Source organism: Pseudorhizobium sp. NPDC055634, from assembly GCF_053618655.1.
On record NZ_JBSHHW010000001.1, the window covers coordinates 407,483 to 432,290 of the forward strand.

Consider the following 24,808-nt stretch of genomic DNA (forward strand, 5'->3'; position numbering starts at 1 on the left):
GTTGGCTTTGCGATTGCCGCCCCCTCTCTCTTGGACCCAGGCCTCAATGAACGCGCGTCGCAGTTACCATCGTGCCAGCGAGGCCGAGCGGCGGGAAGAGCTGATCGCGGCAACGCTCGACTGCATTGCCGAGGCCGGCATCGAAGGCGCGACGGTCAGGCAGATCGCCGCCCGCGCAGGCGTGACGGCCGGATTGATCCGCCACTATTTCACCAGCAAGGACCAGATGCTGCAGGCCGCCTACCGGCAGCTGATGAACGACATCACCGAGACGACGACGGCCGCGGCGAAGGGGGACGACCCGCGCACGCGGCTGCGCCGGTTCATCGTCGCCAATGTCACGCCGCCCGTCACCGACAGCCGGACGCTGTCCCTCTGGGCCGCCTTCATCAGCCATATCCCGCTCGATCCCGCCTTCGCGGCCATTCACCGCGAGAGCTATCTGGGCTTTCTCGGGGAACTCGAGAAACTGCTCCGGGATTTCTTCGCAGAGAGCAAGCGTACGGTAAGCGCTGGCGAATGCCGCTCCTGCGCAATAGCGCTGAACGGATTGATCGACGGACTCTGGCTGGAAGCGACGCTGGCGCCGGATATGTTCAAGGACCACGAAATTGCAGAGACGGCCATCGTCTCGGTGGAGGCCCTTCTGAGGCTTCCACCGGGCGAACTGTCCTGAGACCAAGACGATAAAGGAACCATCATGCGCTACGCCTCCATAACCGACCGTCTGGCCGATCTCGGGTCCGGCCGCTGGGCGGTCCACACCGCCGCCCGCCAGATGAAGCAGGAGGGCGCCGATATCATCGAGCTCACCATCGGCGAGCCGGATGTCGCGCCCGACACGGCGCTACTGGACATGGCGGCCGGTTCCATGCATTCCGGCCGCATCCGTTATTCGAACGGTCGCGGCGAGCCTTCCGTCCTGAAGTCCCTGGTCGAGAAATACGCAAAGCGCCGCACCGGCGTGACGGAAGAGAATTTCCTCTGCTTCCCCGGCACCCAGACGGCCCTCTACGCCGTCATGACGGGCCTGGTCGAGGCCGGCGACGGCGTGCTCGTGGGCGATCCGCTCTACGCGACCTACGAGGGCGTCATCGCGTCCACCGGTGCGCATCCGGTCATGGTACCTCTCCGCCCCGGGAAACGCTTCCACATGCAGGCCGAAGACCTGGAGCGGGCCATCACGCCGGCCTCCCGCGCGGTGCTCCTCAACACGCCGCACAATCCGACCGGCGCGGTGCTGACGGCCGACGAGATTTCGGCAATCGGGGAGGTCTGCCGCAAGCACGATCTCTGGATCGTCTGCGACGAGGTCTACGAGCAGCTGGTCTTCGACGGGGTGCCGTTCGCCTCCCCGTTCGACATGCCCGAACTGGCCGAGCGCACCATCGTGGTATCGTCCATCTCCAAGTCGCATGCGGCACCAGGTTTCCGCAGCGGCTGGGCCGCCGGCCCTGCGGAGTTCTGCCGTCGTCTCCTGCCGGTTTCGGAAACCATGTTGTTCGGCGTCCAGCCCTTCATCGCCGACATGACCGCATTGGCGCTGTCCAGGGATTTCCACATGGCGCCGACCATGCGTGCGAACTACCGCAGGCGCGCGCAGATTGCCGGCGAGGCCTTCGCAGGCAACAACCTCGTGAGGCCCATGCTGCCGGAGGGCGGGATGTTCATCCTCCTCGACATTTCCGCGACTGGTCTCTCTGGCCTCGAATTCGCCTGGGAACTGCTGCGGCAGGAAAATGTCGCCGTCATGCCGGGCGGGTCGTTCGGCGAGCAGGCAAACGGCTTCCTCCGCATTTCGCTCACCGTACCCGACGAGGTGCTGCTGACCGCCATGAAGCGAATCGCCGATCTGGCCGAGCGCCTTGTCAGGCCCGAAGGACGGCGCGCGATCGGCTGATGCAGCCTCGGGGCGCGCGGATCATTTCAGCCGTGGAATGACCTGCGCTCCGAAAAGGTCGATGAACTGCCGCTGGTTACGTCCGACGTTGTGGACGTAGATCTGCTCGAACCCCATCGCCATGTCCTCCTCCAGCCATGCGACATGGCGCGCAGGATCGGCCGAGATCCGGACGAATTCGTCCATCTCCTCCGGCCTCACGCGGGCGCAGGCGGCGTCGAATTCCTCCGGTGTCCTGAGCGTCTCCGCCACCGCGGCGGGCAGCGTATTTGTCCGCCACTGGTCGAACGCATTGTCCCGCGCCTCTGATTCAGTCGGCGCGTAGGAGACGTGGACCTGGAGGTAAACCGGCTTCCCGCCCCCGCCGCCACGCCGGAAGGCATCGACGATCCCGGCAAGTTTGTCGCGAGGCTGGTTGATGGTGATCAGACCGTCTGCCCAGCCTCCGGCCCACTCGGCCGTTGAGACGGAAAGCGCACCGGCTATGAGGCTCGGCGCCTCTTTCGGAAACGTATGGAGCCGCGCCTCGTCGACCCCGATCGGAGCCTCGCGGCTGACGGTCGATCCGTCCCAGAGCGCCCGGATGATATCCACCCCGGCCAGCAGCCGCTCGTTCCTCTCCGGCTTGGACGGCCAGCGGCCGCCCGTGACATGCTCGCTGAGCGCCTGGCCTGTTCCGACAGCCATCCAGGGAAAGCGGCCGGGGAAGAGTTCGCCCAGCGTCGCGGCGGCCTGCGCGGTGACGACCGGATGATACCGCCAGCCCATCGGCACCGTGATCAGCCCGAACGGAATCTCCCGCGTTGCCTGCATGGCTGCGCCGAGAAACGTCCAGACAAAGCCTGACTGCCCCTGCCGCTCGCTCCAGGGCGCCAGGTGGTCGGAGGACATGACGGCCCCGAAGCCGGCGTCTTCCGCCGCCTGGACGCAGGCGACGAGTTCGCTCGGGGCAAACTGCTCGTGGGAGGCGTGGTAACCGATGATCGTCATGGGACCTAGAAGGCGGAAGCGCGCCCTTGGTTCCCTCCTGGGTTCAGCCCCGTCTTGCGCCGCGACTTCCGAAATCCTCTTCCCAGCCGAACACGCTTCGCCCGCCAAGTTCCGCGGAGTCGCGGAATTCGCCCGCCACGATCTCCTTGAGATCCGGGCCGGTCACATATCGCTCAAGCTGCCGTGCCTGGTCGTCCAGCCGTTTCAGCGCTTGCAGTTCCTCCTCGCGCCCGAGCCTGCCCTTGCCGACCGCCGATTTCATCACCCGGATCGTCTCGTCATAGACCTTGAGTGGCACCGGGAAGGGATGGCGATCCTTGCCGCCATGGGCGAGCGAGAAACGGGCCGGGTCGGAGAAGCGGCACGGCGAGCCGTGGACGACCTCGGCCACCATCGCGAGAGCCTTCACCGTGCGCGCGCCGACGCCGGGGACGAGCAGCAGTTGCTGGAAGTCCTCCGGCCCGCGGTCGGCCGCGGCGGCGAGCGTCCCGTGGAGCCGCCGCATGTTGACGTCCTTCTCGCGGACGTCGTGATGGGCGGGCATGACCAGGTGCGGCAGCATCGGCTGCGAAACATCGACAGACGGCTCACGTCGCTCGAGCAAGGCAAGCTCGCCGACGATCCGGTCCGGGCCGAGGTTCGCCAGCAGATCGAGTTGCGACATGCGGGAAGCGTCGGCGCGTCGGTCCGCCAGGTTGAGGATCTCGCCCTGCCCTTTCCCCTCGATCGCCGCATGGGGCGAATCCAGGAAGCTCTCCAGCCCCTCCGACAGCCAATGGTAGCGCCGGGCCTGTCGCCGGTCACCATTCATGCCCTGCTGCACGACCACCCACTTGCCGTCGTCGGTGACGATGAAACCATGCAGATAGAGATCGAAGCCGTCCTGGACGGCGGCGCTGTCCACCTTGGCAACGAGACGGCTCGTCGTCGCCAGCGCCCCTCCATCGATCCCGACCCGATTGCCCACGGCTGCGAGTTCGTCGGGGGTCTTTCGCGAATGCTGTCCGCGCCCGCCGCAGACGTGAATGCCGAGTTCCCCTGAGAGCGGCGTCAGGCCGCGTTTCAGCGCGCCGATCACGCTCGTGGTTATCCCCGAGGAATGCCAGTCCATGCCCATGACCGCGCCGAAGGACTGGAACCAGAACGGGTGCGCCATGCGGCGGAGGAATTCGTCGCGGCCATAGTGCTGCACCACTGCCTCGGTGATCAGCGCGCCGAGACGGGTCATCCGCTGGCCGAGCCATTGCGGCACCCGGCCGCCGTGAAGCGGAAGGTCGGCGCTGCCGGCTCTCTTTGCCATATCCGGGACCTTCTCCAGTTTCTGCTTATATAGCTGGATTCGGGAGACGAAACAGGATCGCGCCGTCAGCTCGCCCGAAAATCTCGCAGCCGGTCCGCCAGAAGGGAGATCGTGCCCGCGTCCGCATTGGCGAAGGCAAAGCGGAGATAGGCTTCCTGGCCCTCGCCGAAATAGGCGCCCGGAATGCAGATGACCCCTGCTTGCCTCGCCAGCCGCTCGGCGACGGCGGCAGACCCCAGCTCCGGAAAGGGATGACGCACGAAGGCGAAGTAGGCGCCGAGCGAATCGACCCGCCATTCGGGCAGCTTCGCCATCGTCGCCGTCAGGGCATCGGCGCGGCGGACGATTTCCTGCCGATTGGTTTCCCGCCAGTCCGCCAGCAGCGGAAGCGCCCGCGCCACCGCGGCCTGCGCCGCCCTCGGTGCGCAGATCTGCAGATTGTCCATGACCTTGGCGATCTGCTCGACGGCCTTCGGCCCCGCGGTGATCGCCCCGAGCCGATGGCCGGGAATGCAGAGGGATTTCGAAAAGCTGTAGAGGCAGATCAGGTGGTCTTCCCAGTCCTCGATCGCGAACAGGCCGTGCGGCGCGCTGCCCGCCTCCGACAGGAAGTCACGGTAGGTTTCGTCGAGGATAAGCCAGATGTCCCTTTTGCGACAAAGCTCGAAGATTTCCAGGAGGAGCTCCGGCGGATAGACCGAACCCGTCGGATTGTTCGGGGAGACCAGCGCGAGCGCGCGCACGTCAGGCGTGATGGCCGCGGCGATCGCCTCCGGCCGCGGAATGAACCCGTCCTCCGCGCGGCAGGTCACCGTCTGCAACTTCACGCCCATCATCGCGAGCGTCGTATCGTGGTTAAAATAGAAGGGGTTGGTCATCAGCACCGTCTGGCCGGGACCGGCAATCGTCATGGCGGCACTGGCGAAGGCCTCGTTGCACCCCGAGGTGATGTGGATGTTGTCGGGTTTCAGCGTTGCGCCGTAAACCTCGCTTACATGCTCCGCATAGGCGCGACGCAGATCGGCGTCACCCTCGATCGGGCCGTAGCCGCAATAGGCGGCCGACGAGGCCATCTCGCCGAGAAGCGCCAGCATGTCCGGATGCGGCGGATAGCCGGGCACCGCCTGCGACAGGTCGATCAACGGGCCTCGCGATCCGTCATAGGCCCTGCCCCAGGCAAATACGGAAGGGACGGGCGGCGGGGCGAGCTTTTCGACGAGGGGATTGAACGCTGGCATGATGATTCCGTGACGAGGGACGATATCGGCGGGTGGCATTGATTTGCCACCCATTTACCAGAATATTGCTGCTGGCAAGGACGAGATCGCCACGAAAGGACATGTCATGGCCGACGACCCTGCCGAGCACGAGGACAGCAAGCTGACGCGCACGAAGCGGACATGGGCGCAGGAGGGCCGGTTCCTCACCGGCAGGATCGCCCGCCCGGAGGTCGAACGACTTCCCCCCGGCCAGCATCTGGTGAAGAACTGGCCCGTCCTCGACCTCGGCCAGCAGCCGCAGATATCCACGGCCCAATGGCGCCTTGACGTCGCGGGACTGGTCGAGAACCCCCGGTCCTTCGACTGGACGGCATTCCTCGCCCTGCCGCAGACGCAAAACCGCTCGGACATCCACTGCGTCACCACATGGTCCCGCTACGACAACGACTGGACGGGCGTCTCGACCCGTGACCTGCTGGCCGTCGTACGCCCGACGGCGGAGGCCGCCGCGGTCATGCTCACGAGTTACGACGGCTACACGACCAATCTTCTCCTTGAGGACTTTGCAGCCGACGACGCCCTGCTCGCCCACCGATGGCAGGACCAGCGGCTGACCGCCGATCACGGCGGACCGGTCCGCCTCGTCGTGCCGCACCTCTATTTCTGGAAGAGCGCCAAGTGGCTGAAGCGGATCGATTTCATCGCATCCGACCGCGCCGGCTTCTGGGAAGAGAACGGCTACCACATGCGTGGCGACCCATGGGCCGAGCAGCGCTATTCCGGCGATTGAGCTCAGCGTTGATCGCGCAGGAACTTGATGAGCCCCGAGAAATCGTCGCCGCCGTGCCCGAGCGCGTTGAAACGTTCATAGAGTTCGGCCGCATGGGCTCCCATTTCGGTGGTTGCTCCTGCCGCCGAGGCCGCATCCTGGGACAGCTTAAGGTCCTTCAGCATGAGCGCGGCCGCGAAGCCCGGCTTGTATCCGTTGTTCGCCGGGGAGCCGGGCACGGGACCGGGGACCGGGCAATAGGTGTTGATCGACCAGCATTGGCCTGACGAGGTCGAGGCCACGTCGAACAGTGCCTGGTGCGACAATCCGAGTTTCTCGCCCAGCACGAAGGCCTCGCAGACGCCTGCCATGGTGATGCCGAGGATCATGTTGTTGCAGATCTTGGCGGCCTGTCCCGCGCCCGCGTCGCCGCAATGCACGATCCGCTTTCCCATCTGCTCGAGGACCGGCCTGCCGCGGGCGAAGGCGTCGTCGGCGCCACCGACCATGAACGTCAGCGTCCCGGCTGTCGCGCCACCCGTGCCGCCCGAGACCGGCGCGTCGAGCGAGAGGCAGCCGGCACCCTTCGCAAGCGTATGCGCCTGCCTTGCGCTTTCGACGTCGATGGTCGAGCAGTCGATCAGCAAGGTACCGGGCACGAGGGCCGCGACCAGTTCCTCCCAGACCGACAGGACGTGCCTGCCGGCCGGCAGCATCGTCACCACGATCCCCGCTCCAGCCACCGCCTCGACGGCACTTCCGGCAATGGCGATCCCGTTCGCCGCAGCCGACTGGCGCGATTCCGGCGACAGGTCGAAGCCCGAGACCTCGCGACCTGCCTTGACCAGATTGGCTGCCATCGGCCCGCCCATGTTCCCCAGTCCGATGAATGCGATGCGATCCTGCATGTCTTTCCTCCCATGAACGGACCCGCGCCACGGCGCCGGCCCGGAACTGAACCTGCGGTACTCCCTAGGACGTTCGCCCGATGAGCGAGCGTGCGATGATCACGTTCATGATCTCGTTCGTGCCTTCGAGGATCTGGTGCACCCTGAGGTCGCGGACGATCTTCTCGATTCCGTATTCGGCAAGATAGCCGTATCCGCCATGCAACTGGAGCGCGCCGTTGGCCACCTCGAAGCAGCGGTCCGTGACGAGCCGTTTGGCCATGGCGCAAAGCGTGGTCGCGTCGGGAGCCTTCTCATCCAGGGCGGTCGCCGCCCGCCACAGGAAGGTCCTGCACATTTCGAGATTTGCGGCCATGTCGGCGAGCGAGAACTGCAGCGCCTGGAAGGCGGTGAGTGGCTGCCCGAAGGCCTTTCGGTCGCCCATGTAGGCAAGCGCCTTGTCGAAGGCCGATTGCGCGCCCCCGAGCGAGGCCGCCGCAATGTTGAGGCGCCCGCCATCGAGCCCCGCCATGGCGATCCGGAACCCGTCCCCCTCCTCGCCGAGCCGGTTTGCGACGGGCACGCGCGCACCGTCGAGAATGACGGCGCGGGTCGGCTGCGCATGCCATCCCATCTTGCGCTCGTCGGCGCCAAAAGAGAGACCGGGCGTATCGGCCGGTACGACCAGCGTGGAAATCCCTTTCGGGCCGTCCTCCCCCGTCCGCACCATGACGACGTAGACATCCGAGGCTCCCGCACCCGAGATGAACTGCTTCTGACCGGAAACCACATAGTGGTCCCCGTCGCGCACCGCCCTCGTCTTCAGGGCCGCGGCGTCCGATCCGGAACCCGGCTCGGTAAGGCAGTAGCTTGCCAGCCGGTCCATGGTCACGAGGCCGGGCAGCCATTGTTCACGCTGCTGCTGGTTGCCGAAACGGTCGACCATCCAGGCGCACATGTTGTGGATGGAGATATACGACGCGACCGCCGGGCATCCGCCGGCGAGTGCTTCTATGATCAGCGCCGATTCAACCCGTCCGAGCCCCGCGCCGCCGATGTCGTCGCGAACATAGATGCCGCCCGTTCCCAGAGCACCGGCATTGCGGATCGTCTCGACCGGAAAGTGCTTTTCCCGGTCCCATTCCAGCGCGAAGGGCGCGATCTCCTCAGCTGCGAAATCGCGCGCCATCTGCCGGATCGCAGCCTGCTCCTCGGTGAGCATGAAATCCATGTCTCGCCTCCCTTGGTCTCCCTCGGCCTCCCGCCAGGACTGTGCAGGGATTTTGCACAAGCCGGCGGCTTGCGCCAGCACGGTCTTGCCTTCCCCCTCAGGTTGACCGGGAGGGATCAGCGCGCGAGCGCCACGGACTTTACCACCGCATAGACCGGCCGCCCCACCGCAAGACCCAGCCGGTCCCGGGAAAAGGCGGTGATCCGGGCGAAGATCCGGACCTCGCCGACAGCGAGTTCGACGCGGATCAACCCGTCCGTATCGTCCTCGAAGCCCGCTATCGTGCCGGCGAGGATGTTCAGGGCGCTGATGCCGACCGGTTTTTCCGTCGCGATCATGACGTCCCGCTCGGGAATGTGCAGGCGCACGGCCTGGCCCGCGTGCAGGCCGGGGTCGGGCACCACGATCTCCACTGAGCCCGCATCGACGATCGCCAGTCCGTGAGCGACATCGACCGAACGCACGACGGCGGCGAGCACGGCACCGGCCTCGCGGCGCTCGTGGGCCGAGAGCAGACGACCCTTGAATATCTCCGAAGGGGTACCGATCGCGGCGACCTGCCCGTCGCGCATCATGACGACGCGATCGGCCAGCTGCCCGACCTCGGTCACCGAATGGCTGACATAGACGATCGGAATGCCCGCCTCTTCCCGCAGACGCGCGAGATAGGGCAGGATCTCCGCCTTGCGATCGTCGTCGAGGGCCGCAAGCGGCTCGTCCATCAAAAGCAGGCGAGGCGAAGAGAGAAGCGCGCGCCCGATCGAGACGCGCTGGCGCTCGCCTCCGGACAGGTTGGCCGGCGGTCGGCCGAGCAAGGGCGCAATGCCGAGAAGATCGACGACCCGGTCGAGATCGCGATGGTCCGCACCGCGCGGCGCGAACCAGCGGCCGAAGGTCAGGTTTCGCCGCACGCTGAGATGCGGGAAGAGCCGGGCCTCCTGGAACACATAGCCGAACCGCCTGCGGTGCGGGGGGACGAAACGGCCCAGGCTGGTGTCGAGCAGGACGTCGTCATCGAACACGACCCGGCCGGACTGTGGCCTCGCGAGGCCCGCGATTACCCGCACGAGCGACGTCTTGCCTGAGCCCGACTGGCCGAACAATGCCGTCACCCCACCCTCCGCGGTAAAGCCGGCATCCATGCGGAATGCTCCGAGAGCCTGTTTCACGTCGACGGTGAGCTTCATGGCGCCTCACCCTTCCGCCCGAGGAACCGCGCCACCCATTCGGATGCCAGCAGCGCACCGAAGGAGATGGCGATGGCGACCACCGTCAGCCGCATTGCTCCGGCATCTCCGCCCGGCACCTGCGTGAGGGTGTAGATCGCGGCCGAGAGCGTCTGCGTCTCGCCGGGGATGTTGGACACGAAGGTGATCGTCGCCCCGAATTCCCCCATCGCCTTGGCGAAGGAAAGAATCATGCCGGCGATGATGCCCGGAGCCGCAAGCGGCAGGGTCACGGTGAGGAAGACCCAGGCAGGACGCGCGCCGAGCGTGCCTGCCGCCTCCTCCAGCCTGGTATCGACCGCCTCCATCGAAAGGCGGATCGAGCGGACCATGAGCGGGAACCCCATGATGGCGCAGGCAAGCGCGGCCCCGGTCCAGCGGAAGGAGAAGGTGAAGCCGAACCAGTCATACAGGAGGGAACCGATCGCCCCCTGCCGGCCGAAGGTGATCAGCAGGAGAAATCCGGTGACCACGGGCGGAAGGACGAGCGGCAGATGCACAATCCCGTTCAGGAGCGATTTACCCCAGAAGCGGGTGCGGGCAAGCAGGTAGGCGATGGCGATGCCTGCAGGCAGGCTGCAGATGACTGCAACCGTCGATACCTTCAGGCTGAGGCGGACGGCAGTCCATTCCTCCTCGCTCAGTGCAAGCCACTCCAAGCTCTTCCCCCCACTCGGGCACGCGCAAGCGCCTGCTCCGCTCTGCGGCCAGACCAACTGGATAGACCGCCCGCGACGGAAAATCCATTGCCGGCAACTCTCCGCGCCGCCGAGGAACTTTGTCCGGCGGACGAGGTTCGTGCCGCGGACGTCAACCCAGATGGAGAATGAGCATGGCTGACACCAGCAAGACACGTGAGATCTTCGTAACCGGCCTCAAGAACGCCCACGCGATGGAAAACCAGGCCTTGTCGATCATGAAGCCGCAGGTTTCCCGCATCGAGAACTATCCGGAAGTCGCCCGCCGCCTCGAGGAGCATATCCGCGAGACGGAAGGCCAGATCGCACGCCTCGAAGAACTGTTGCAGCAACTGGACGAGAGCCACTCGTCGCTGAAGGACATGGCACTGTCCTTCACAGGCGCGATGGCCGCGATGAGCCATACCGTCGCCGGGGATGAAATCCTCAAGAACTCCCTCGCCAACTTCGCCTTCGAGAATTTCGAGATCGCCGCCTACAAGTCCCTGCTGACGATCGCGGACCTCGGCGGCTTCCCGTCCGCGACCTCCGCCCTGCAGGCGAACCTCAGGGAGGAGCAGGACATGGCAAAGTGGATCGACGACAACCTGCGCACGGTGACGATGCGGTTCGCCCAGCTGCGCGAAGCCGGCGAGACCGCCAAGGTCTGACGCGAAGACCGGTAATACGAGGAGAGGAGCGGCACCGGCAGGTCCGCTCCCCTCCTTGTCCCGACAGATTCCCGCGACCGTAACCTTGCCCTAGACCCGCTCCCTGCGTCCGGTCTCGGCCGAGCGCAGCATCGCATCGATCAGGCGGTGGACGTTCAACGCCTCGCGTCCGCTGACCCGCGGCGCCCGGCCCTGTTCCACCGCCTCCACGAAGTCTGCGATCACCGCCCGATGATGCATGTGGGAGAAGGCCATGGGATCGGCGCCGGCCCCACCGCCGACCTCACCGTCGTCCATCTCGATTGTGGACCCGTCATGGAAGGCCGCAACGAGGGTGGCGCCTTCGATCCTCGCCATTCCCCGAGTTCCGATCACTTCGATGGAATCCGGCGTGCCGGGATAGGCGCAGGTGGTGGCGCTCACCGTGCCGATGGCGCCATTCCCGAACCGGATCGCCCCCGCGACCAGGTCTTCCGTTTCCATGCGATGCACGGGGGTCGTGACCGCATATGCCGTCGTCTCCGCCGGCAGGCCGGCAACCGAAACCAGGAGGTCGAGCGTGTGGATCCCCTGGGTCAGGAGCACACCGCCGCCATCCCTCGCCTTCGTTCCCCGGCCGGGCTGGTCGTAATAGCTCTGCGGCCTCCAGTTGGACAAGCGCGCCGATGCGCCGACGATCTCGCCCAGCCGGCCGTCGGCGACGATCTGGGACATGGCGACGCTGACCGGACGAAACCGGTGCTGCAGCACGACCCCCAGCGTCACCCCGGCCCTCTCGGCCGCCTCCACCAGCGCCGTCGCATTCTCCGTCGAGACATCGAGCGGCTTCTCCAGGAGGACATGCTTTCCTTTCGCCGCCGCCTGCTCGACGAGCTGGCGGTGCGTGTTCGGGGGCGTCAGGATGAGGACTGCGTCGATGGAAGGGTCGTCGAATATGCTCTCGACCGTGTCCGTCACCGGCATCGACCAGCGGCTTGCAAAGCTCTGGCGCCTCTCCGGCGTCGGGCTGAAGGCGGCCACCACCTCGACGCGGTCGCGCAAATCCACAAGGCTTTGCGCATGGGGTGCCGATGCCATTCCGAGCCCGATCAAGCCTAGTCTCATGCTTATTCCTTTGCTTCGAAGAATTGTCATACAAAATACTGATTTTTGTATGTTGACATACTAGCCGTCGCTGCTCTAGCCATTCTTCTGCCGAAGGAGGAGCGGCAATCGGGATGAATTCACTTGTACATGAAGACGTATTGTTTCCGCCGGAGCCCGGGGTTCGATCGATTGCGCGCGCGCTCTACCGGAGCGTTTCCGGCCTGCCGATCGTCAGCCCGCACGGCCATACCGATCCGCGCTGGTACGCGCTTGACGAACCCTTTCCCGATCCTGCCCAGCTCCTGATCGTTCCGGACCACTATATCTTCCGCATGCTCTTCAGCCAGGGGATCGCGCTGGAAGATCTCGGCGTCAAGCGGCTGGACGGCACACGGACCGAGACCGACGGCCGGCGCATCTGGAAGATCTTTGCGGAAAACTACCATCTCTTCCGCGGGACGCCCACGCGTCTGTGGATGGACTATGTCCTGTCGTCGCTCTTTCACATCGACGAGCCGCTGAGCGCCGAAACGGCAGACAGCAGCTACGACCGGATCGCTGAGAAGCTTCGCCAGCCGGAATACCGGCCGCGGGCCTTGTTCCAGCGGTTCAATATCGAGGTGATCGCCACCACGGAAGGCGCGCTCGACGACCTGCGCTGGCACCGGATGATCCTCGAAAGCGGCTGGGACGGCCGCGTCGTGACGGCCTATCGGCCGGACGCCGTCGTCGATCCGGATTTCGAGGGTTTCTCGGGCAATCTCGACCAGCTGGGCGAGATCACCGGAGAAGATACCGGCACCTGGACGGGTTATCTCGCCGCCCATCGTCAGAGGCGCGACTATTTCAAGTCCTTCGGCGCCACGTCGTCGGACCACGGCCATGCGACCGCGGATACCGCGAACCTTTCCGAGGCGGAATCCGCCGCCCTCTTCGACAGGATCAGGACCGGACGGGGAGATCCGCAGGATAATCGCCTGTTCCGGGCGCAGATGCTGACCGAGATGGCGAAGATGAGCCTGGACGACGGTCTGGTCCTGCAGATCCACCCGGGCTCCTGGCGCAACCATTCGCCGGCGATACTCTCCCGCCACGGTCGCGACATGGGCGTCGATATCCCGACCCGCACCGATTACGTCGGGGCGCTGAAGCCGCTGCTCGACGCCGTCGGGCTCGAGCGGAATCTCAGCGTCGTGGTGTTTACCCTGGACGAGACCTCCTACGCCCGCGAGCTTGCGCCGCTGGCCGGGGTCTATCCCGCGCTCAAGCTCGGACCGGCCTGGTGGTTCCACGACAGCCCCGAGGGCATGCGCCGGTTCCGGGAAATGACCACCGAAACCGCCGGATTCTACAACACGGTCGGCTTCAACGACGATACCCGCGCCTTTCCGTCGATCCCGGCGCGGCACGACATCGCGCGACGCGTGGACTGCGCCTTCCTGGCGCGCCTCGTCGCCGAACACAGGTTGAGGGAGGAGGAAGCCTTCGATCTGGCCAGGGAGCTTGCCTATACGCTGGCGAAAAAAGCGTATCGGCTTTGAATGGCGCATCACGCGCCGAGGGAAACAGGGAGGAATTCAATGCTGCATTTTGGAAAGTTTGCTGCCGCGATGACGGTTGCGGCGTCGCTGATGGCGAGCACCGCCGCCGCACAGACGGTGCTGCGCTCGTCGGACACCCATCCGGATGGTTATCCCACCGTGGAAGGCGTGAAATACTTCGGTGAACTGGTCAAGGACCGCACCGGCGGGCGTTATGCCGTCGAGGTCTATCACTCGGCCCAGCTCGGCGAGGAAAAGGACACGATCGAGCAGGTCCGTTCCGGCGTCCTGGAACTGAACCGCGTCTCGATGGCGCCATTCAACGGCACGGTCAAGGAATCGATCATCCCGGCCCTGCCCTACATCTTCCGGTCGGAAGATCACATGCACAAGGTCATGGACGGAGCCGTCGGCGACCAGATCAAGGCAGCCTTCGAGAATGTCGGCCTGGTTGTCCTCGCCTACTATGACGCCGGCTCGCGCTCCTTCTACAACCGGACCAAGCCGGTCAACTCGGTCGAAGACCTGAAGGGCATGAAGTTCCGCGTCATCCAGTCGGACATCTTCGTCGACATGGTCACCGCGCTCGGCGCCAACGCGACGCCGATGCCCTATGGCGAAGTCTATTCCTCGATCGAAACCGGCGTCATCGACGGCGCGGAGAACAACTTCCCGAGCTACGACACGGCCAAGCACTTCGAAGTCGCCAAATTCTTCTCGCTGGACGAGCACACGATCCTTCCGGAAGTCTTCGTGATGAACAAGGCTGCCTTCGACCAGTTGTCCGCCGAGGATCAGGAGATCTTCAAGCAGGCAGCCAAGGACAGCGTTGCGAAGCAGCGCGAACTCTGGGCCGCCAAGGTCGCCGAATCCCGCAAGCGGGTCGAAGAGGCCGGCGCCCAGATCACCACCCCCGACAAGCAGGGCTTCATCGCTGCCATGGAGCCTGTCTACGCAAAGCATGTGACCGATCCCGTCCTCCAGAAGATGGTGGAAGACGTCAAGGCGGTCCAGTAGCGCCAGCTGAGGGCGGCTGCTCTGCCGCCGCCCGTTCTTTCCGGCGGACGTCGAACCGGAAACGATCTGCAACTGCGACGAACGCAATCACGAGCGCACAATGACCGAGCGTCTTAAACTCGCGGCTGGCCTTCTCGGCCGGCTCAACACACTGGCCCTCTGGAGCGCCGGTATCGGGCTCATCCTGATGACATGCTTCGTGGCCTGGCAGGTGTTCTGCCGCTACGTGCTCAACGATTCGCCCAGCTGGACCGAGCCGGGCGCCGTCATGCTGATGAGCTGGTTCATCTTCCTCGGGGCCGCGGTCGGCGTGCGCGAAAACTACCACCTGGGTTTCGACGTCCTGCTCTACGTCCTGCCGCCCGGCGGCAAGAAGTGGCTGCGGATGATCTCGGATCTCGTGGCGCTGGCCTTCGGGATCGGCATGATCTGGTACGGCTGGAAGCTGATGGCGCTGACCTGGAACACGACCCTGCCGTCGCTGGGGATTTCCGGCGCCTGGGATTACCTGCCGCTGACCGCAGGCGGAATTCTGGTGGTGCTCTTCACGCTGGAGCGGATCGTTCTCAGAGCCGCCGGCGAACCAATCGACGAAATTCTTGACGAGATGCCGCCGGCCGAGGTCGCCAGCGAACTCGAAACTGCGAATGTGAAGGTCTGAAGCAATGGAATACTGGATCCTGTTCGGCGTCTTCACGCTGCTGATGCTCATCGGAACGCCGATCGCCTTCTGCCTCGGCGCCGCAAGCTTCGCGACCGCCGCCTATCTCGGGCTGCCGCCGCTCGTCGTCTTCCAGCGGTTGAATTCCGGCATGAGCGTCTTTTCGATGCTCGCGATCCCGTTCTTTATCTATGCCGGCGACTTGATGGTGCGCGGCGGGATCGCCCAGAAGATTGTTGCCTTCGCGGCATCGCTCGTCGGCCACGTCCGGGGCGGACTTGGCCAGGTCAATATCGTGACCGCCACTCTGTTCGGCGGCATCTCGGGCTCTGCGGTCGCAGAGGCGGCCGCCGTCGGCGGCTTGATGATCCCGCAGATGAAGGAGCGCGGCTACGGCACCGACTACGCGGTGAACGTCACCTCGATGGCCGCGCTGATCGCGCTGCTCCTGCCACCGTCCCACAACATGATCATCTATTCGATCTCCGCAGGCGGCAAGATCTCCATCGCGGACCTCTTCACCGCCGGCATCATCCCCGGCCTCCTGCTCGCGCTCGCACTGATGGTCACGGCCTATATGGTCGCCCGCAGCAGGGGCTACCCCACCGAACCCTTCCCGGGCTTCCAGGCGGTCGTGCATCTCGCGGCCGTGGCGATCCCGGGCCTCCTGCTGATAGCGATCATCTTCGGCGGCGTTCGCTCGGGCATCTTCACCGCCACGGAAAGCTCCTGCATCGCGGTCATCTACGCCCTGCTGATCACCGTCCTCGTCTACCGGCAGATGACCTGGGAAGGCTTCGTGCATGCCACCATGGGCGCCGTGCGCACCACGGCCATGGTTCTCCTCATCATCGGCATGGCGGCGGCCTTCTCCTGGCTCATGGCCTTCCTGCGGGTGCCCGCGGCACTCATCTCGTGGATGAATACGATCTCCGAGAACCCGCTGATCATCCTCCTTCTCCTCAACCTGATGATGCTCTTCCTGGGCACCTTCATGGACATGGGACCGACGATCATCATCTGCACCCCGATCTTCCTGCCGGTGGCGCAGGCCTACGGTGTCGATCCGGTCCACTTCGGCGTCATCATGATCCTGAACTTCGGCATTGGCCTGAACACGCCGCCCGTGGGTGCGGTGCAGTTTGTCGCCTGTGCGGTGGGGAAGATATCGGTATGGCAGGCAATGCGGTCGATCTGGCCCTTCTACCTGGCCGGTGTTGTGGTACTTGGCCTCGTCACCTACGTCCCCGCCATCTCGCTATGGCTTCCGGGCGTCTTCAAATAGGACGGGATATGCCAGCGGATCTGACTGTCGCAACCAAGGTAGAACGCAAACCGAAACTCTCGGCTCACGTCGCCGCGTCCCTGCGCGCCCAGATACTCGCGGGAGACATCGGCGTCGGGCAGAAGCTGCCGACCGAGAGCCAGCTCACCGAGGCCTTCGGCGTCAGCCGGACCGTGGTCCGTGAAGCGGTTGCGAACCTGGCGGCAGACGGACTGGTGGAAACACGCCAGGGTGCGGGAATATTCGTCTGCGAACGACCGGCGATGGCCTTCACGTCGATCACGCAGGACATCGGCATGAAGATCTCGCACGCGCTCAACGTCATCGAGGTCCGCATGGGCCTCGAGATCGAGAGCGCCGGCCTTGCGGCCCAGCGCCGGAACGCCGCACAGGAGGCCGCCATACAGGAGGCCTTCTTCGAGTTCGACCGGCTGCTGTCGCTCGGCGAGGCGACTGGGCGCAGCGATTTCATGTTCCATCGTGCAATCGCGGCAGCAACCAACAATCCCTTCTATGTGGAAGTGCTGGACGCCCTCGGCATGCGGGCCATCCCCTGCGACATCACCTCCCCCTGGGGCACCGACAGCCTCCTGACCCGGGAGTACCAGGTCACGCTCCAGCGTGAACATCTGGCGATCCTCAAGGCGATCTCGGCCGGTGACGCCGAGGGCGCGCGTGCTGCGATGCGCGCGCACCTGACGGAGAGCCAGCGCCGCTACCATGACCGCCTTGCAGACCAGCAGGCGGAGTACCGCTTCGGTTCCGCAGCGAAGCCCTGACCGACACAGCAACGAAAGTGAGAAAACCATGACCGCGAACCACACGGATTATTCCATTCGCCAGGCCTTCGACCCGGCGACGGGCGCGCAGATGGGCAGCGAGGCACTTCGCGACAACTTTCACATCGGCAATCTCTTCGCACCCGGTCGCGTAAACCTCACCTACACCCACTACGACCGGATGGTGGTTGGCGGCGCGATGCCGACCAGCGGGCCGCTGCGGCTCGAAACCATCAAGCCGACCGGGACGCCGGGCTTCCTCGATCGCCGCGAGCTGATCGCGGTCAATATCGGTGGCAAGGGATCGATCGAGGTCGACGGCGAACGCCACACGCTTGGAACGCGCGACATGCTCTATGTCGGGATGGGAAGCGAGGTCAGCTTCGCATCCGACGACGCCGCCTCGCCGGCGAAGTTCTACCTCCTCAGCGCGCCGGCACACCAGAAGCACCCGACGAAGCTCATCCAGATCAGCGATGCCAAGCGTCTCGACCTCGGCAGCCGGGAGACCTCGAACGAGCGGTCGATCTTCCAGTTCATCCACGCCGAAGGCGCCAAGACCTGCCAGCTCGTGGTGGGAATGACGCAGTTGGCGCCGGGCTCGGTCTGGAACACCATGCCGTGCCACGTCCACGATCGCAGGATGGAGGCCTATCTCTACTTCGACCTGCCGGAGACGGCGCGGGTATTCCATTTCATGGGCGAACCGACGGAGACCCGTCACATCGTCATGGCGAACGAGGAAGCCGTGGTGTCCCCGCCCTGGTCCATCCATTCGGGCTGCGGCACCTCCAGCTACGCCTTCATCTGGGCGATGGCCGGCGACAATGTCGATTATACAGACGTTGATGCCGTCCCCATGGACATGCTGCGATAGCAGGCCCCGGCGCATCCGACACGATCAGAAAAACGCAGGGTTCGACATGAAGATATTCGCGCGCAAGGACGAGGGTGACTGGACGGATCTCGGTGGCGGCAACCGCCGCCGCATCCTGTTGCACACCGATGAGCTGATGATGGTCGAGTTCGCTTTCGACAAAGGCGGCATGGGGGCCCTCCACTCCCACCCGCATGTCCAGGCGAGCTATGTTGCCGAAGGACAGTTTGAGGTGACCGTGGGAGACAGCACGGATGTGCTGTCGGCCGGCGACAGCTTCATCGTGCCCTCCAATGTCGTGCATGGGGTGCGGGCCCTCGAGGCGGGTCGGCTGGTGGATTCGTTCACGCCCCACAGGGCGGACTTCCTCGCCTGACCAGGCGCCTTCTCAGCGATGTCGCGGTTCTGCCAGTTCCGCGGTGTCGACGTCGAAATGCTCGAGGATGATGCCGATATTGCGCTTGTGGGCCTTGAAGTAGAAGTCGAAGGCGTCGCCCAGCAGGGGCACGGACCCGACGGCCGCGTCGATCGCGATGTTCGTCAGCATCCGCGCCAGCTTTTCGGACGGGAGCCCGAGCCTTCGGCCCTCGTTGACGATCGCAAGACCGATGATCGCACCGCTCGCATCGCCGACCACGGGGAGCAATCCCAGGAGAGAATCGGCACCGAAGCGAATACCCGTGCCTGGCACCCGCACCGCCGTATCCATCAGCCGGGCGACATTGTTCAGGCGTCGGAGCCGCCGAAGCAGCTGGATGCGCTCTTCGCGAGAGCGATGTCCGGCCTTCCACCTGTCTTCGTCCACCGATACCATCTGACAATCTCTTGATGCCGGAACCTGTCGCCACAGGAGAATGGGAAACCGGCTCCGGAGTTCCTTCGCATGCCGGAACAACAGCCAAGGAGGCGAGTTGTTCTGGCAGAACATGGAGGAGAAAATGGGCATCGAACAGGCACCCACGGAGCAGGGCAAGGAAGCCGCCCGCGGCTTGAGGGAAAGCACCAAGGCTGAAGAACGGCAGGTCGAGACCGAAAAGGGCAGCGATCTAGCCAAGGGCGCCGACCGTTTCGAGGAGCGGTCGCGCAGTTCCGACGGTCGAAGCGCCGGCGACAAGCAGCACGACTGACGGACAGGAAAGCCAAACCACCTGGAACAAGGGCTGGCTTTCGTTTTTGACCTCGTCCATGATGCCGTCGTTCAAATCGAAAGCGACGCGAAAGACGGCTCATGTTTCTCACCCCCCGGCAGGAGGAAATCGTCCGGCTTGCCCGGCTGCATGGACGCGTCCTGGTGGACGAATTGTCCACCCGTTTCACCGTCTCCCCGCAGACCATCCGCAAGGACCTGAACGATCTGTGCGATCGCCAGCTGCTCAATCGCATTCACGGCGGAGCGACGTTTCCGAGCAGCACCGAGAATATGCAGTACGAGGCGCGCCGGCAGATCGCCGCCCAGGAAAAGCAGGCCATCGGCACGGCGGCCGCCGACCTCATTCCCAACAACGCCTCTCTCTTCATCAACATCGGAACGACCACGGAGGCCGTGGGCGAGGCACTGGCGAACCATCAGGAAATGATGGTCATCACCAACAATATCAACGTCGCCAATCGCTTGCGCCTTCTTCCCTCGATCGAGGTGATCATCGCCGGGGGCGTGGTCCGCGGCTCTGACGGTGGCATCGTCGGCGAGGCCGCCGTCGACTTCATCCGCCAATTCAAGGTGGACTTTGCCGTGATCGGCGCATCCGCTATCGATGCCGACGGCGCCCTCCTGGATTTCGACTTCCGCGAGGTCAAGGTCGCCCAGGCGATCATTGCCAATGCCCGGCATGTCATCCTCGTCTCGGACTCCACGAAGTTCGAGCGGACCGCCCCCGTCCGGATCGCCCAGATCACCCAGGTGCACACCTTCATCACCGACCAATGCCCGCTGCCCTCGTTGCGGCGGATATGTTCCGAAAACAACGTCGCGCTGATCGAGACAAATCAGACCTGAGCGGCATCTTTCGTTTGACATTCGTTTAAAGCTCATATGAACTGCCTACGACTTTCGTTATCGTCGCATCACGCGACTTTCGAAATCGTGGGGAAAGCGTGGCAGGGCCGGAATTCGACATTTTCGTAATCGGCGGCGGCATTAACGGGTGCGGCATCGCGCGTGATGCGGCGGGCCGCGGATACAAGGTCGCGCTTGCGGAAATGAACGATTTCGCCGCCGGCACCTCTTCCGGTTCCACGAAGCTCATCCACGGCGGCTTGCGATATCTCGAGCACTACGAGTTCCGCCTCGTGCGCGAAGCCCTGATGGAGCGCGAAGTCCTGTGGGCGATGGCGCCCCATATCATCTGGCCGTTGCGGTTCGTACTGCCCTTCCAGAAGGGTGGCGTTCGTCCCGCCTGGCTCATTCGCCTCGGCCTCTTTCTTTACGACCACCTCGGCGGACGAAAACTGCTGCCGCCCACCAAGAGCCTGGACATGCGTCGCGATCCTGCCGGATTGCCGCTGAAGCCGCTTTTCAGGAAGGCCTTCGAATATTCGGACGGCTGGGTGGACGACGCCCGGCTGGTGGTGCTCAACGCCCGCGACGCAGCCGACAAGGGCGCCTTGATCCTTCCCCGGACGAAGGTGATCTCCGCCCGAGGAAAGGACGGCGCCTGGAACGTCGAGGTCGAGGACCGGCAGAGCGGAGCACGGCGCGTGGTGACGGCCCGCATGCTGGTCAACGCCGCCGGGCCCTGGGTGGATCACGTCCTTTCCGAGGCCATGGGCGCCAATGGCCGCCCGAGCGTGCGGCTGGTCCAGGGCAGCCACATCGTCGTGAAGAAGAAGTTCGAAGGCCCGCGCGCCTATTTCTTCCAGAACCCCGACAACCGCATCATCTTTGCCATACCGTACGAGCACGATTTCACCCTGATCGGAACCACGGACCGCGATTTCCACGGCGATCCGAGGGACGCAAAGATCAGCCAGGAAGAGATCGATTACCTCTGCTCGGCGGCAAGCGAGTATTTCCGGGAGCCCGTGACGCCCCGCGACATCGTTTGGACCTATTCCGCCGTCCGCCCTCTCTACGACGACGGCGCCTCCAAGGCGCAGGAAGCGACCCGCGACTACGTGCTGAAGGTGGAGAACGCCGATGGCGCGCCGCTGTTGAACGTGTTCGGCGGCAAGCTGACCACCTATCGGCGCCTGGCCGAGCATGCGCTGGAGAAGATCGGCGAAAGGATCGGGACGAAAGGACCGGCCTGGACCGCGGCAAGCCGCCTGCCGGGCGGGGAATTTCCGGTCGCAGGCTATGACGGGCAGGTTTCGGCTCTCTTGTCCGCCTACCCGTTCCTCTCGCAGGAACATGCGCGACGCCTCGTTCGCGCCTACGGCACGGCGGCTCATTCCCTGCTGGGAGACGCACGGACCGAACGGGACCTCGGCCGCCGCTTCGGTGGCGACCTCTATGCCCGCGAGGTAGACTGGCTGATGATGCGGGAATGGGCGCACAGCGCCGAAGACGTACTGTGGCGCAGGACCAAGCAGGGACTGCGCCTGTCTCAGGAAGAAGCGGATTTCTTGGAGGAATACATGGCTTCTGTGCCGGCGAGGTCAGTCGGCTAGCAGGCATGTGGTTCCCCGCGGAGGAGGAGGCCCGGGAGCCGAATGCTGGAATTGCGCAATGTCGAGAAGGTGGTCGCGGGTGAATACCACATTCATCCGACCAGCCTCAGCCTGGAACGGGGAACGCTGAACGTCCTGCTCGGACCGACGCTCTCGGGAAAGACGTCGCTGATGCGCCTGATGGCCGGACTGGACGTGCCGACGGGCGGAACCATCCACTTCGACGGCGCCGACGTCACGGGTGTCCGCGTTCAGGACCGTCACGTTGCGATGGTCTACCAGCAGTTCATCAACTATCCGGCCATGTCCGTCTACGAAAACATCGCCTCCCCCATGCGCATCGTCGGCAAGGACAGGAAGACGATCGATCGCGAAGTGCATCGGGCGGCCGAACTCCTGAAACTCACGCCCTATCTCGACCGGACACCGCTCAGCCTGTCGGGCGGACAACAGCAGCGCACCGCGCTTGCCCGGGCCCTGGTCAAGAACGCGAGCCTCGTCCTCCTCGACGAACCGCTGGCGAACCTGGACTACAAGCTGCGCGAGGAACTGCGCGAGGAGCTGCCCAGGATCTTCGCGCAATCGGGTGCGATCTTCGTCTATGCCACGACGGAGCCTTCCGAAGCGCTTCTCCTCGGCGGCAATACGGCAACCCTCTCGGAGGGCCGGATAACGCAGTTCGGCGAAACCATCCGGGTCTACCGCGAACCGGTCGATCTCGTTTCGGCCAAGACCTTTGCGGACCCGCCGCTCAACACGCTCGACGTGACGCGCCGCGGCAAGGACCTCCTCTTCGGCGACCGGGCCATTCTGCCGGTGCCCGCGCATCTGGACGCCATCCCGGACGGACCGGTCACGGTGGCCTTCCATCCGCATCACCTGTCGCTGGAGCCCCGCCCGTCCCGCGTTCCGCTGACGGCGCGCACGCAGGTATCGGAGATTACAGGCTCGGAAAGCTTCATCCACCTGGAGTTTTCAGGCACGCGGTGGGTGCTGCTGACGCGCGGCATCCACGACATCGACCCCGACCGGTCGATCGACATCTTCCTGGACACCCGCCACCTGATGGCGTTCGCTCCCGCGAGCGGACGCTCTTGGGCAGGCCCGGCACATGAAGGGATGTGAGGGAGCGGACATGGCACGCATCAATCTCGATCATATCCGCCACGCCTACGGCCCCCGCGCCGAGGCCGCTGGCGATTATGCGCTCAAGGAGGTCAACCACGAATGGGCCGACGGCGGCGCCTACGCGCTTCTCGGCCCCTCGGGATGCGGCAAGACCACGCTCCTCAACATCATCTCGGGCCTGCTTCACCCCACCGAGGGAAGGATACTCTTCGACGGGAAGGACGTGACGAAGCTCTCGACGCGGGAACGGAATATCGCCCAGGTCTTCCAGTTCCCGGTGATCTACGACACGATGACCGTCTACGACAACCTGGCCTTTCCATTGCGCAACCGGCATGTTCCGGAAGCCGAGGTAAGGAACCGGGTCGAACATATCCTGGAGATGACCGACCTCGCCGGAATGGCGACGCGCCGCGCGCGCGGTCTGACGGCCGACCAGAAGCAGAAGATCTCGCTCGGCCGGGGTCTCGTCCGCTCCGACGTCAACGCAATCCTCTTCGACGAGCCTCTCACCGTCATCGATCCGCACATGAAGTGGGTCCTCCGCTCGCAGTTGAAGCGGCTTCACCGGCACTCGGGCTTCACCATGGTCTACGTGACGCACGATCAGACCGAGGCCCTGACCTTCGCCGACAAGGTGGTTGTCATGCACGACGGCCAGATCGTCCAGATCGGCACGCCGGCAGAACTCTTCGAGCGGCCGAGCCACACCTTCGTCGGTTATTTCATCGGTTCGCCCGGCATGAACGTGATGCCCATCGAGGTCGAGGGAGCGCGCGCCGTGATCGGCGACCAGTCGATCCCGCTCCCCGGCGCTCCCAGAACCGAGGGGGCGCAGAGGCTCGAACTGGGCATTCGCCCCGAATTCGTGCGGCTTTCGCGCGAAGGAATGCCGATCTCGATCTCCAGGGTCGAGGACACCGGCCGCCAGAAGATCGTGCGGGCGACCTTCTGCGGCCAGCCGATCGCTGCGGTCGTGCCGGAGGACGAGGAGATCCCCGCCGATCCGAGGGTCGAATTCGATCCGGCCGCAATCGGCATCTTTGCGGATTCATGGCGCGTCGAGATGGGAGGCTGAGCATGGAAAAGACATGGAACAACCGAGCCTGGTTCCTGGTCCTCCCGGTCCTGCTGCTCGTTGCCTTCTCGGCGGTCGTGCCCCTGATGACGGTGGTCAACTACTCGGTCCAGGACACGTTCGGCAACAATGCCTTCTTCTGGGCCGGCACCGACTGGTTCGTCGAGATCCTGGAATCGGATCGCTTCTGGGACGCGCTGCTGCGAAACCTCATCTTCTCGCTCGTGATCCTCGCGATCGAGATACCGCTTGGGATCTTCATCGCCCTCCACATGCCGAAGCAAGGCATCGGCGTACCGGTCTGCCTCGTCCTGATGGCATTGCCGCTGCTCATCCCCTGGAACGTCGTCGGCACGATCTGGCAGGTGTTCGGGAGGGTCGATATCGGCTTCCTTGGCCATTACCTCCGCGTCCTCGGCGTCGACTACAACTATACGCAGGACCCGGTGGACGCCTGGGCCACGGTCATCGTCATGGATGTCTGGCACTGGACGAGCCTCGTCGTCCTGCTCTGCTATGCCGGCCTCGTCTCGATCCCCGATGCCTACTATCAGGCCGCACAGATCGACGGCGCCTCCCGCTGGTCGGTCTTCCGCTACATCCAGCTTCCGAAGATGAAGCGCGTGCTGCTGATCGCCGTTCTCCTGCGCTTCATGGACTCCTTCATGATCTACACCGAACCCTTCGTGGTCACCGGCGGCGGGCCCGGCAACTCGACAACGTTCCTGTCGATAGACCTGGTGAAGATGGCGATCGGCCAGTTCGATCTCGGCCCGGCTGCCGCCATGTCGATCATCTACTTCCTGATCATCCTGCTGCTGTCATGGGTCTTCTATACCGTCATGACCAGCCAGGACGCGCAGCGATAGGGGGCCC

The 24,808-nt window shown here is 64.6% G+C and carries 26 protein-coding genes; 17 read left to right on the plus strand and 9 right to left on the minus strand.

Annotated features, from left to right (window positions below; translation table 11 throughout):
- The first annotated feature begins 46 nt into the window (after window positions 1-46).
- Window positions 47-676, plus strand: a complete 630-nt coding sequence (locus tag ACWGPT_RS02030; protein WP_452603892.1) for a TetR family transcriptional regulator C-terminal domain-containing protein — start codon at window positions 47-49, stop codon at window positions 674-676.
- 24 nt (window positions 677-700) lie between these two features.
- On the plus strand, window positions 701-1,900 hold the full coding sequence (locus ACWGPT_RS02035; RefSeq protein ID WP_452603893.1) for a pyridoxal phosphate-dependent aminotransferase: 1,200 nt from the start codon (window positions 701-703) through the stop codon (window positions 1,898-1,900).
- A 21-nt stretch (window positions 1,901-1,921) separates the two neighbouring features.
- Here ACWGPT_RS02035 and ACWGPT_RS02040 read toward each other — a convergent pair whose 3' ends face one another.
- The 3 genes from ACWGPT_RS02040 to ACWGPT_RS02050 form a co-directional block, all read right to left on the minus strand.
- Window positions 1,922-2,890: a TIGR03885 family FMN-dependent LLM class oxidoreductase gene (locus ACWGPT_RS02040; protein ID WP_452603894.1), complete on the minus strand. Its 969-nt coding sequence runs from the start codon at window positions 2,888-2,890 to the stop codon at window positions 1,922-1,924.
- Window positions 2,891-2,933: 43 nt separating this feature from the next.
- Window positions 2,934-4,190 (minus strand): DUF763 domain-containing protein, encoded by a 1,257-nt coding sequence (locus tag ACWGPT_RS02045; protein ID WP_452603895.1) that lies wholly within the window; start codon window positions 4,188-4,190, stop codon window positions 2,934-2,936.
- 65 nt (window positions 4,191-4,255) lie between these two features.
- Window positions 4,256-5,428, minus strand: coding sequence for an aminotransferase (locus ACWGPT_RS02050; RefSeq protein WP_452603896.1), 1,173 nt, complete (start codon window positions 5,426-5,428; stop codon window positions 4,256-4,258).
- 106 nt (window positions 5,429-5,534) lie between these two features.
- Here ACWGPT_RS02050 and ACWGPT_RS02055 point away from each other — a divergent pair, with 106 nt between their 5' ends.
- Window positions 5,535-6,200 (plus strand): sulfite oxidase-like oxidoreductase, encoded by a 666-nt coding sequence (locus tag ACWGPT_RS02055; protein ID WP_452603897.1) that lies wholly within the window; start codon window positions 5,535-5,537, stop codon window positions 6,198-6,200.
- Between the two features lie 2 nt (window positions 6,201-6,202).
- Here the strand turns inward: ACWGPT_RS02055 and mmsB are convergent, their stop codons facing one another.
- The 4 genes from mmsB to modB all read right to left on the minus strand — a co-directional run bounded on the left by mmsB (window position 6,203) and on the right by modB (window position 10,182).
- A complete protein-coding gene (mmsB, locus tag ACWGPT_RS02060; RefSeq protein ID WP_452603898.1) occupies window positions 6,203-7,087 on the minus strand; it encodes a 3-hydroxyisobutyrate dehydrogenase in 885 nt (294 codons plus the stop codon).
- A gap of 64 nt (window positions 7,088-7,151) precedes the next feature.
- Window positions 7,152-8,297 (minus strand): isobutyryl-CoA dehydrogenase, encoded by a 1,146-nt coding sequence (locus tag ACWGPT_RS02065; RefSeq protein ID WP_452603899.1) that lies wholly within the window; start codon window positions 8,295-8,297, stop codon window positions 7,152-7,154.
- Window positions 8,298-8,413: 116 nt separating this feature from the next.
- On the minus strand, window positions 8,414-9,484 hold the full coding sequence (modC, locus tag ACWGPT_RS02070) for a molybdenum ABC transporter ATP-binding protein (RefSeq protein ID WP_452603900.1): 1,071 nt from the start codon (window positions 9,482-9,484) through the stop codon (window positions 8,414-8,416).
- On the minus strand, window positions 9,481-10,182 hold the full coding sequence (gene modB / locus ACWGPT_RS02075) for a molybdate ABC transporter permease subunit (protein WP_452603901.1): 702 nt from the start codon (window positions 10,180-10,182) through the stop codon (window positions 9,481-9,483). Before modB ends, modC begins: the two co-directional genes overlap by 4 nt.
- A gap of 173 nt (window positions 10,183-10,355) precedes the next feature.
- Here modB and ACWGPT_RS02080 point away from each other — a divergent pair, with 173 nt between their 5' ends.
- Window positions 10,356-10,871, plus strand: a complete 516-nt coding sequence (locus tag ACWGPT_RS02080; RefSeq protein WP_452603902.1) for a ferritin-like domain-containing protein — start codon at window positions 10,356-10,358, stop codon at window positions 10,869-10,871.
- Between the two features lie 90 nt (window positions 10,872-10,961).
- Here ACWGPT_RS02080 and ACWGPT_RS02085 read toward each other — a convergent pair whose 3' ends face one another.
- Window positions 10,962-11,975, minus strand: a complete 1,014-nt coding sequence (locus tag ACWGPT_RS02085) for a Gfo/Idh/MocA family protein (protein WP_452603903.1) — start codon at window positions 11,973-11,975, stop codon at window positions 10,962-10,964.
- A gap of 113 nt (window positions 11,976-12,088) precedes the next feature.
- Between ACWGPT_RS02085 and uxaC the strand changes: the two genes are divergently transcribed.
- The 7 genes from uxaC to ACWGPT_RS02120 all read left to right on the plus strand — a co-directional run bounded on the left by uxaC (window position 12,089) and on the right by ACWGPT_RS02120 (window position 18,493).
- The gene (gene uxaC / locus ACWGPT_RS02090) at window positions 12,089-13,498 is read left to right on the plus strand and encodes a glucuronate isomerase (protein ID WP_452603904.1); all 1,410 of its coding nucleotides are present in this window, start codon (window positions 12,089-12,091) and stop codon (window positions 13,496-13,498) included.
- A gap of 39 nt (window positions 13,499-13,537) precedes the next feature.
- Complete coding sequence (locus ACWGPT_RS02095; RefSeq protein WP_452603905.1) at window positions 13,538-14,515, plus strand: TRAP transporter substrate-binding protein; 978 nt, start codon at window positions 13,538-13,540, stop codon at window positions 14,513-14,515.
- Window positions 14,516-14,615: 100 nt separating this feature from the next.
- On the plus strand, window positions 14,616-15,176 hold the full coding sequence (locus ACWGPT_RS02100; RefSeq protein ID WP_452603906.1) for a TRAP transporter small permease: 561 nt from the start codon (window positions 14,616-14,618) through the stop codon (window positions 15,174-15,176).
- A gap of 4 nt (window positions 15,177-15,180) precedes the next feature.
- Complete coding sequence (locus ACWGPT_RS02105; RefSeq protein WP_452603907.1) at window positions 15,181-16,461, plus strand: TRAP transporter large permease; 1,281 nt, start codon at window positions 15,181-15,183, stop codon at window positions 16,459-16,461.
- Between the two features lie 8 nt (window positions 16,462-16,469).
- On the plus strand, window positions 16,470-17,240 hold the full coding sequence (locus ACWGPT_RS02110; protein ID WP_452603908.1) for a FadR/GntR family transcriptional regulator: 771 nt from the start codon (window positions 16,470-16,472) through the stop codon (window positions 17,238-17,240).
- Between the two features lie 28 nt (window positions 17,241-17,268).
- Window positions 17,269-18,117, plus strand: a complete 849-nt coding sequence (kduI, locus tag ACWGPT_RS02115) for a 5-dehydro-4-deoxy-D-glucuronate isomerase (protein ID WP_452603909.1) — start codon at window positions 17,269-17,271, stop codon at window positions 18,115-18,117.
- Between the two features lie 46 nt (window positions 18,118-18,163).
- A complete protein-coding gene (locus ACWGPT_RS02120) occupies window positions 18,164-18,493 on the plus strand; it encodes a cupin domain-containing protein (protein ID WP_452603910.1) in 330 nt (109 codons plus the stop codon).
- A 12-nt stretch (window positions 18,494-18,505) separates the two neighbouring features.
- Here ACWGPT_RS02120 and ACWGPT_RS02125 read toward each other — a convergent pair whose 3' ends face one another.
- Entirely contained in the window at window positions 18,506-18,931 is a 426-nt protein-coding gene (locus tag ACWGPT_RS02125; RefSeq protein WP_452603911.1) for a DUF4112 domain-containing protein, read from the minus strand.
- A 124-nt stretch (window positions 18,932-19,055) separates the two neighbouring features.
- On the opposite strand from ACWGPT_RS02125, the gene ACWGPT_RS02130 reads away from it, so the two are divergent.
- The 6 genes from ACWGPT_RS02130 to ACWGPT_RS02155 all read left to right on the plus strand — a co-directional run bounded on the left by ACWGPT_RS02130 (window position 19,056) and on the right by ACWGPT_RS02155 (window position 24,801).
- Window positions 19,056-19,244 carry a hypothetical protein gene (locus ACWGPT_RS02130; RefSeq protein WP_452604099.1) on the plus strand — a complete coding sequence of 63 codons (189 nt, stop codon included), beginning with the start codon at window positions 19,056-19,058 and terminating at the stop codon, window positions 19,242-19,244.
- Between the two features lie 101 nt (window positions 19,245-19,345).
- Complete coding sequence (locus tag ACWGPT_RS02135; RefSeq protein WP_452603912.1) at window positions 19,346-20,113, plus strand: DeoR/GlpR family DNA-binding transcription regulator; 768 nt, start codon at window positions 19,346-19,348, stop codon at window positions 20,111-20,113.
- Window positions 20,114-20,211: 98 nt separating this feature from the next.
- Entirely contained in the window at window positions 20,212-21,726 is a 1,515-nt protein-coding gene (gene glpD, locus ACWGPT_RS02140) for a glycerol-3-phosphate dehydrogenase (RefSeq protein ID WP_452603913.1), read from the plus strand.
- Window positions 21,727-21,768: 42 nt separating this feature from the next.
- Window positions 21,769-22,851 carry an ABC transporter ATP-binding protein gene (locus ACWGPT_RS02145; RefSeq protein WP_452603914.1) on the plus strand — a complete coding sequence of 361 codons (1,083 nt, stop codon included), beginning with the start codon at window positions 21,769-21,771 and terminating at the stop codon, window positions 22,849-22,851.
- Between the two features lie 10 nt (window positions 22,852-22,861).
- Window positions 22,862-23,932, plus strand: coding sequence for an ABC transporter ATP-binding protein (locus ACWGPT_RS02150; protein WP_452603915.1), 1,071 nt, complete (start codon window positions 22,862-22,864; stop codon window positions 23,930-23,932).
- A gap of 2 nt (window positions 23,933-23,934) precedes the next feature.
- Window positions 23,935-24,801: a carbohydrate ABC transporter permease gene (locus ACWGPT_RS02155; protein WP_452603916.1), complete on the plus strand. Its 867-nt coding sequence runs from the start codon at window positions 23,935-23,937 to the stop codon at window positions 24,799-24,801.
- The last annotated feature ends 7 nt before the right edge of the window (window positions 24,802-24,808 follow it).

What these genes read in the sequence shown, in the direction of transcription:
- ACWGPT_RS02030 (WP_452603892.1), top strand. Translation starts at nt 47, where the DNA reads ATGAACGCGCGTCGCAGTTACCATCGTGCCAGCGAGGCCGAGCGGCGG.
- ACWGPT_RS02035 (WP_452603893.1), top strand. Translation starts at nt 701, where the DNA reads ATGCGCTACGCCTCCATAACCGACCGTCTGGCCGATCTCGGGTCCGGC.
- ACWGPT_RS02040 (WP_452603894.1), bottom strand. Translation starts at nt 2,890, where the DNA reads ATGACGATCATCGGTTACCACGCCTCCCACGAGCAGTTTGCCCCGAGC.
- ACWGPT_RS02045 (WP_452603895.1), bottom strand. Translation starts at nt 4,190, where the DNA reads ATGGCAAAGAGAGCCGGCAGCGCCGACCTTCCGCTTCACGGCGGCCGG.
- ACWGPT_RS02050 (WP_452603896.1), bottom strand. Translation starts at nt 5,428, where the DNA reads ATGCCAGCGTTCAATCCCCTCGTCGAAAAGCTCGCCCCGCCGCCCGTC.
- ACWGPT_RS02055 (WP_452603897.1), top strand. Translation starts at nt 5,535, where the DNA reads ATGGCCGACGACCCTGCCGAGCACGAGGACAGCAAGCTGACGCGCACG.
- mmsB (WP_452603898.1), bottom strand. Translation starts at nt 7,087, where the DNA reads ATGCAGGATCGCATCGCATTCATCGGACTGGGGAACATGGGCGGGCCG.
- ACWGPT_RS02065 (WP_452603899.1), bottom strand. Translation starts at nt 8,297, where the DNA reads ATGGATTTCATGCTCACCGAGGAGCAGGCTGCGATCCGGCAGATGGCG.
- modC (WP_452603900.1), bottom strand. Translation starts at nt 9,484, where the DNA reads ATGAAGCTCACCGTCGACGTGAAACAGGCTCTCGGAGCATTCCGCATG.
- ACWGPT_RS02080 (WP_452603902.1), top strand. Translation starts at nt 10,356, where the DNA reads ATGGCTGACACCAGCAAGACACGTGAGATCTTCGTAACCGGCCTCAAG.
- ACWGPT_RS02085 (WP_452603903.1), bottom strand. Translation starts at nt 11,975, where the DNA reads ATGAGACTAGGCTTGATCGGGCTCGGAATGGCATCGGCACCCCATGCG.
- uxaC (WP_452603904.1), top strand. Translation starts at nt 12,089, where the DNA reads ATGAATTCACTTGTACATGAAGACGTATTGTTTCCGCCGGAGCCCGGG.
- ACWGPT_RS02095 (WP_452603905.1), top strand. Translation starts at nt 13,538, where the DNA reads ATGCTGCATTTTGGAAAGTTTGCTGCCGCGATGACGGTTGCGGCGTCG.
- ACWGPT_RS02100 (WP_452603906.1), top strand. Translation starts at nt 14,616, where the DNA reads ATGACCGAGCGTCTTAAACTCGCGGCTGGCCTTCTCGGCCGGCTCAAC.
- ACWGPT_RS02105 (WP_452603907.1), top strand. Translation starts at nt 15,181, where the DNA reads ATGGAATACTGGATCCTGTTCGGCGTCTTCACGCTGCTGATGCTCATC.
- ACWGPT_RS02110 (WP_452603908.1), top strand. Translation starts at nt 16,470, where the DNA reads ATGCCAGCGGATCTGACTGTCGCAACCAAGGTAGAACGCAAACCGAAA.
- kduI (WP_452603909.1), top strand. Translation starts at nt 17,269, where the DNA reads ATGACCGCGAACCACACGGATTATTCCATTCGCCAGGCCTTCGACCCG.
- ACWGPT_RS02120 (WP_452603910.1), top strand. Translation starts at nt 18,164, where the DNA reads ATGAAGATATTCGCGCGCAAGGACGAGGGTGACTGGACGGATCTCGGT.
- ACWGPT_RS02125 (WP_452603911.1), bottom strand. Translation starts at nt 18,931, where the DNA reads ATGGTATCGGTGGACGAAGACAGGTGGAAGGCCGGACATCGCTCTCGC.
- ACWGPT_RS02130 (WP_452604099.1), top strand. Translation starts at nt 19,056, where the DNA reads ATGGGCATCGAACAGGCACCCACGGAGCAGGGCAAGGAAGCCGCCCGC.
- ACWGPT_RS02135 (WP_452603912.1), top strand. Translation starts at nt 19,346, where the DNA reads ATGTTTCTCACCCCCCGGCAGGAGGAAATCGTCCGGCTTGCCCGGCTG.
- ACWGPT_RS02145 (WP_452603914.1), top strand. Translation starts at nt 21,769, where the DNA reads ATGCTGGAATTGCGCAATGTCGAGAAGGTGGTCGCGGGTGAATACCAC.
- ACWGPT_RS02150 (WP_452603915.1), top strand. Translation starts at nt 22,862, where the DNA reads ATGGCACGCATCAATCTCGATCATATCCGCCACGCCTACGGCCCCCGC.
- ACWGPT_RS02155 (WP_452603916.1), top strand. Translation starts at nt 23,935, where the DNA reads ATGGAAAAGACATGGAACAACCGAGCCTGGTTCCTGGTCCTCCCGGTC.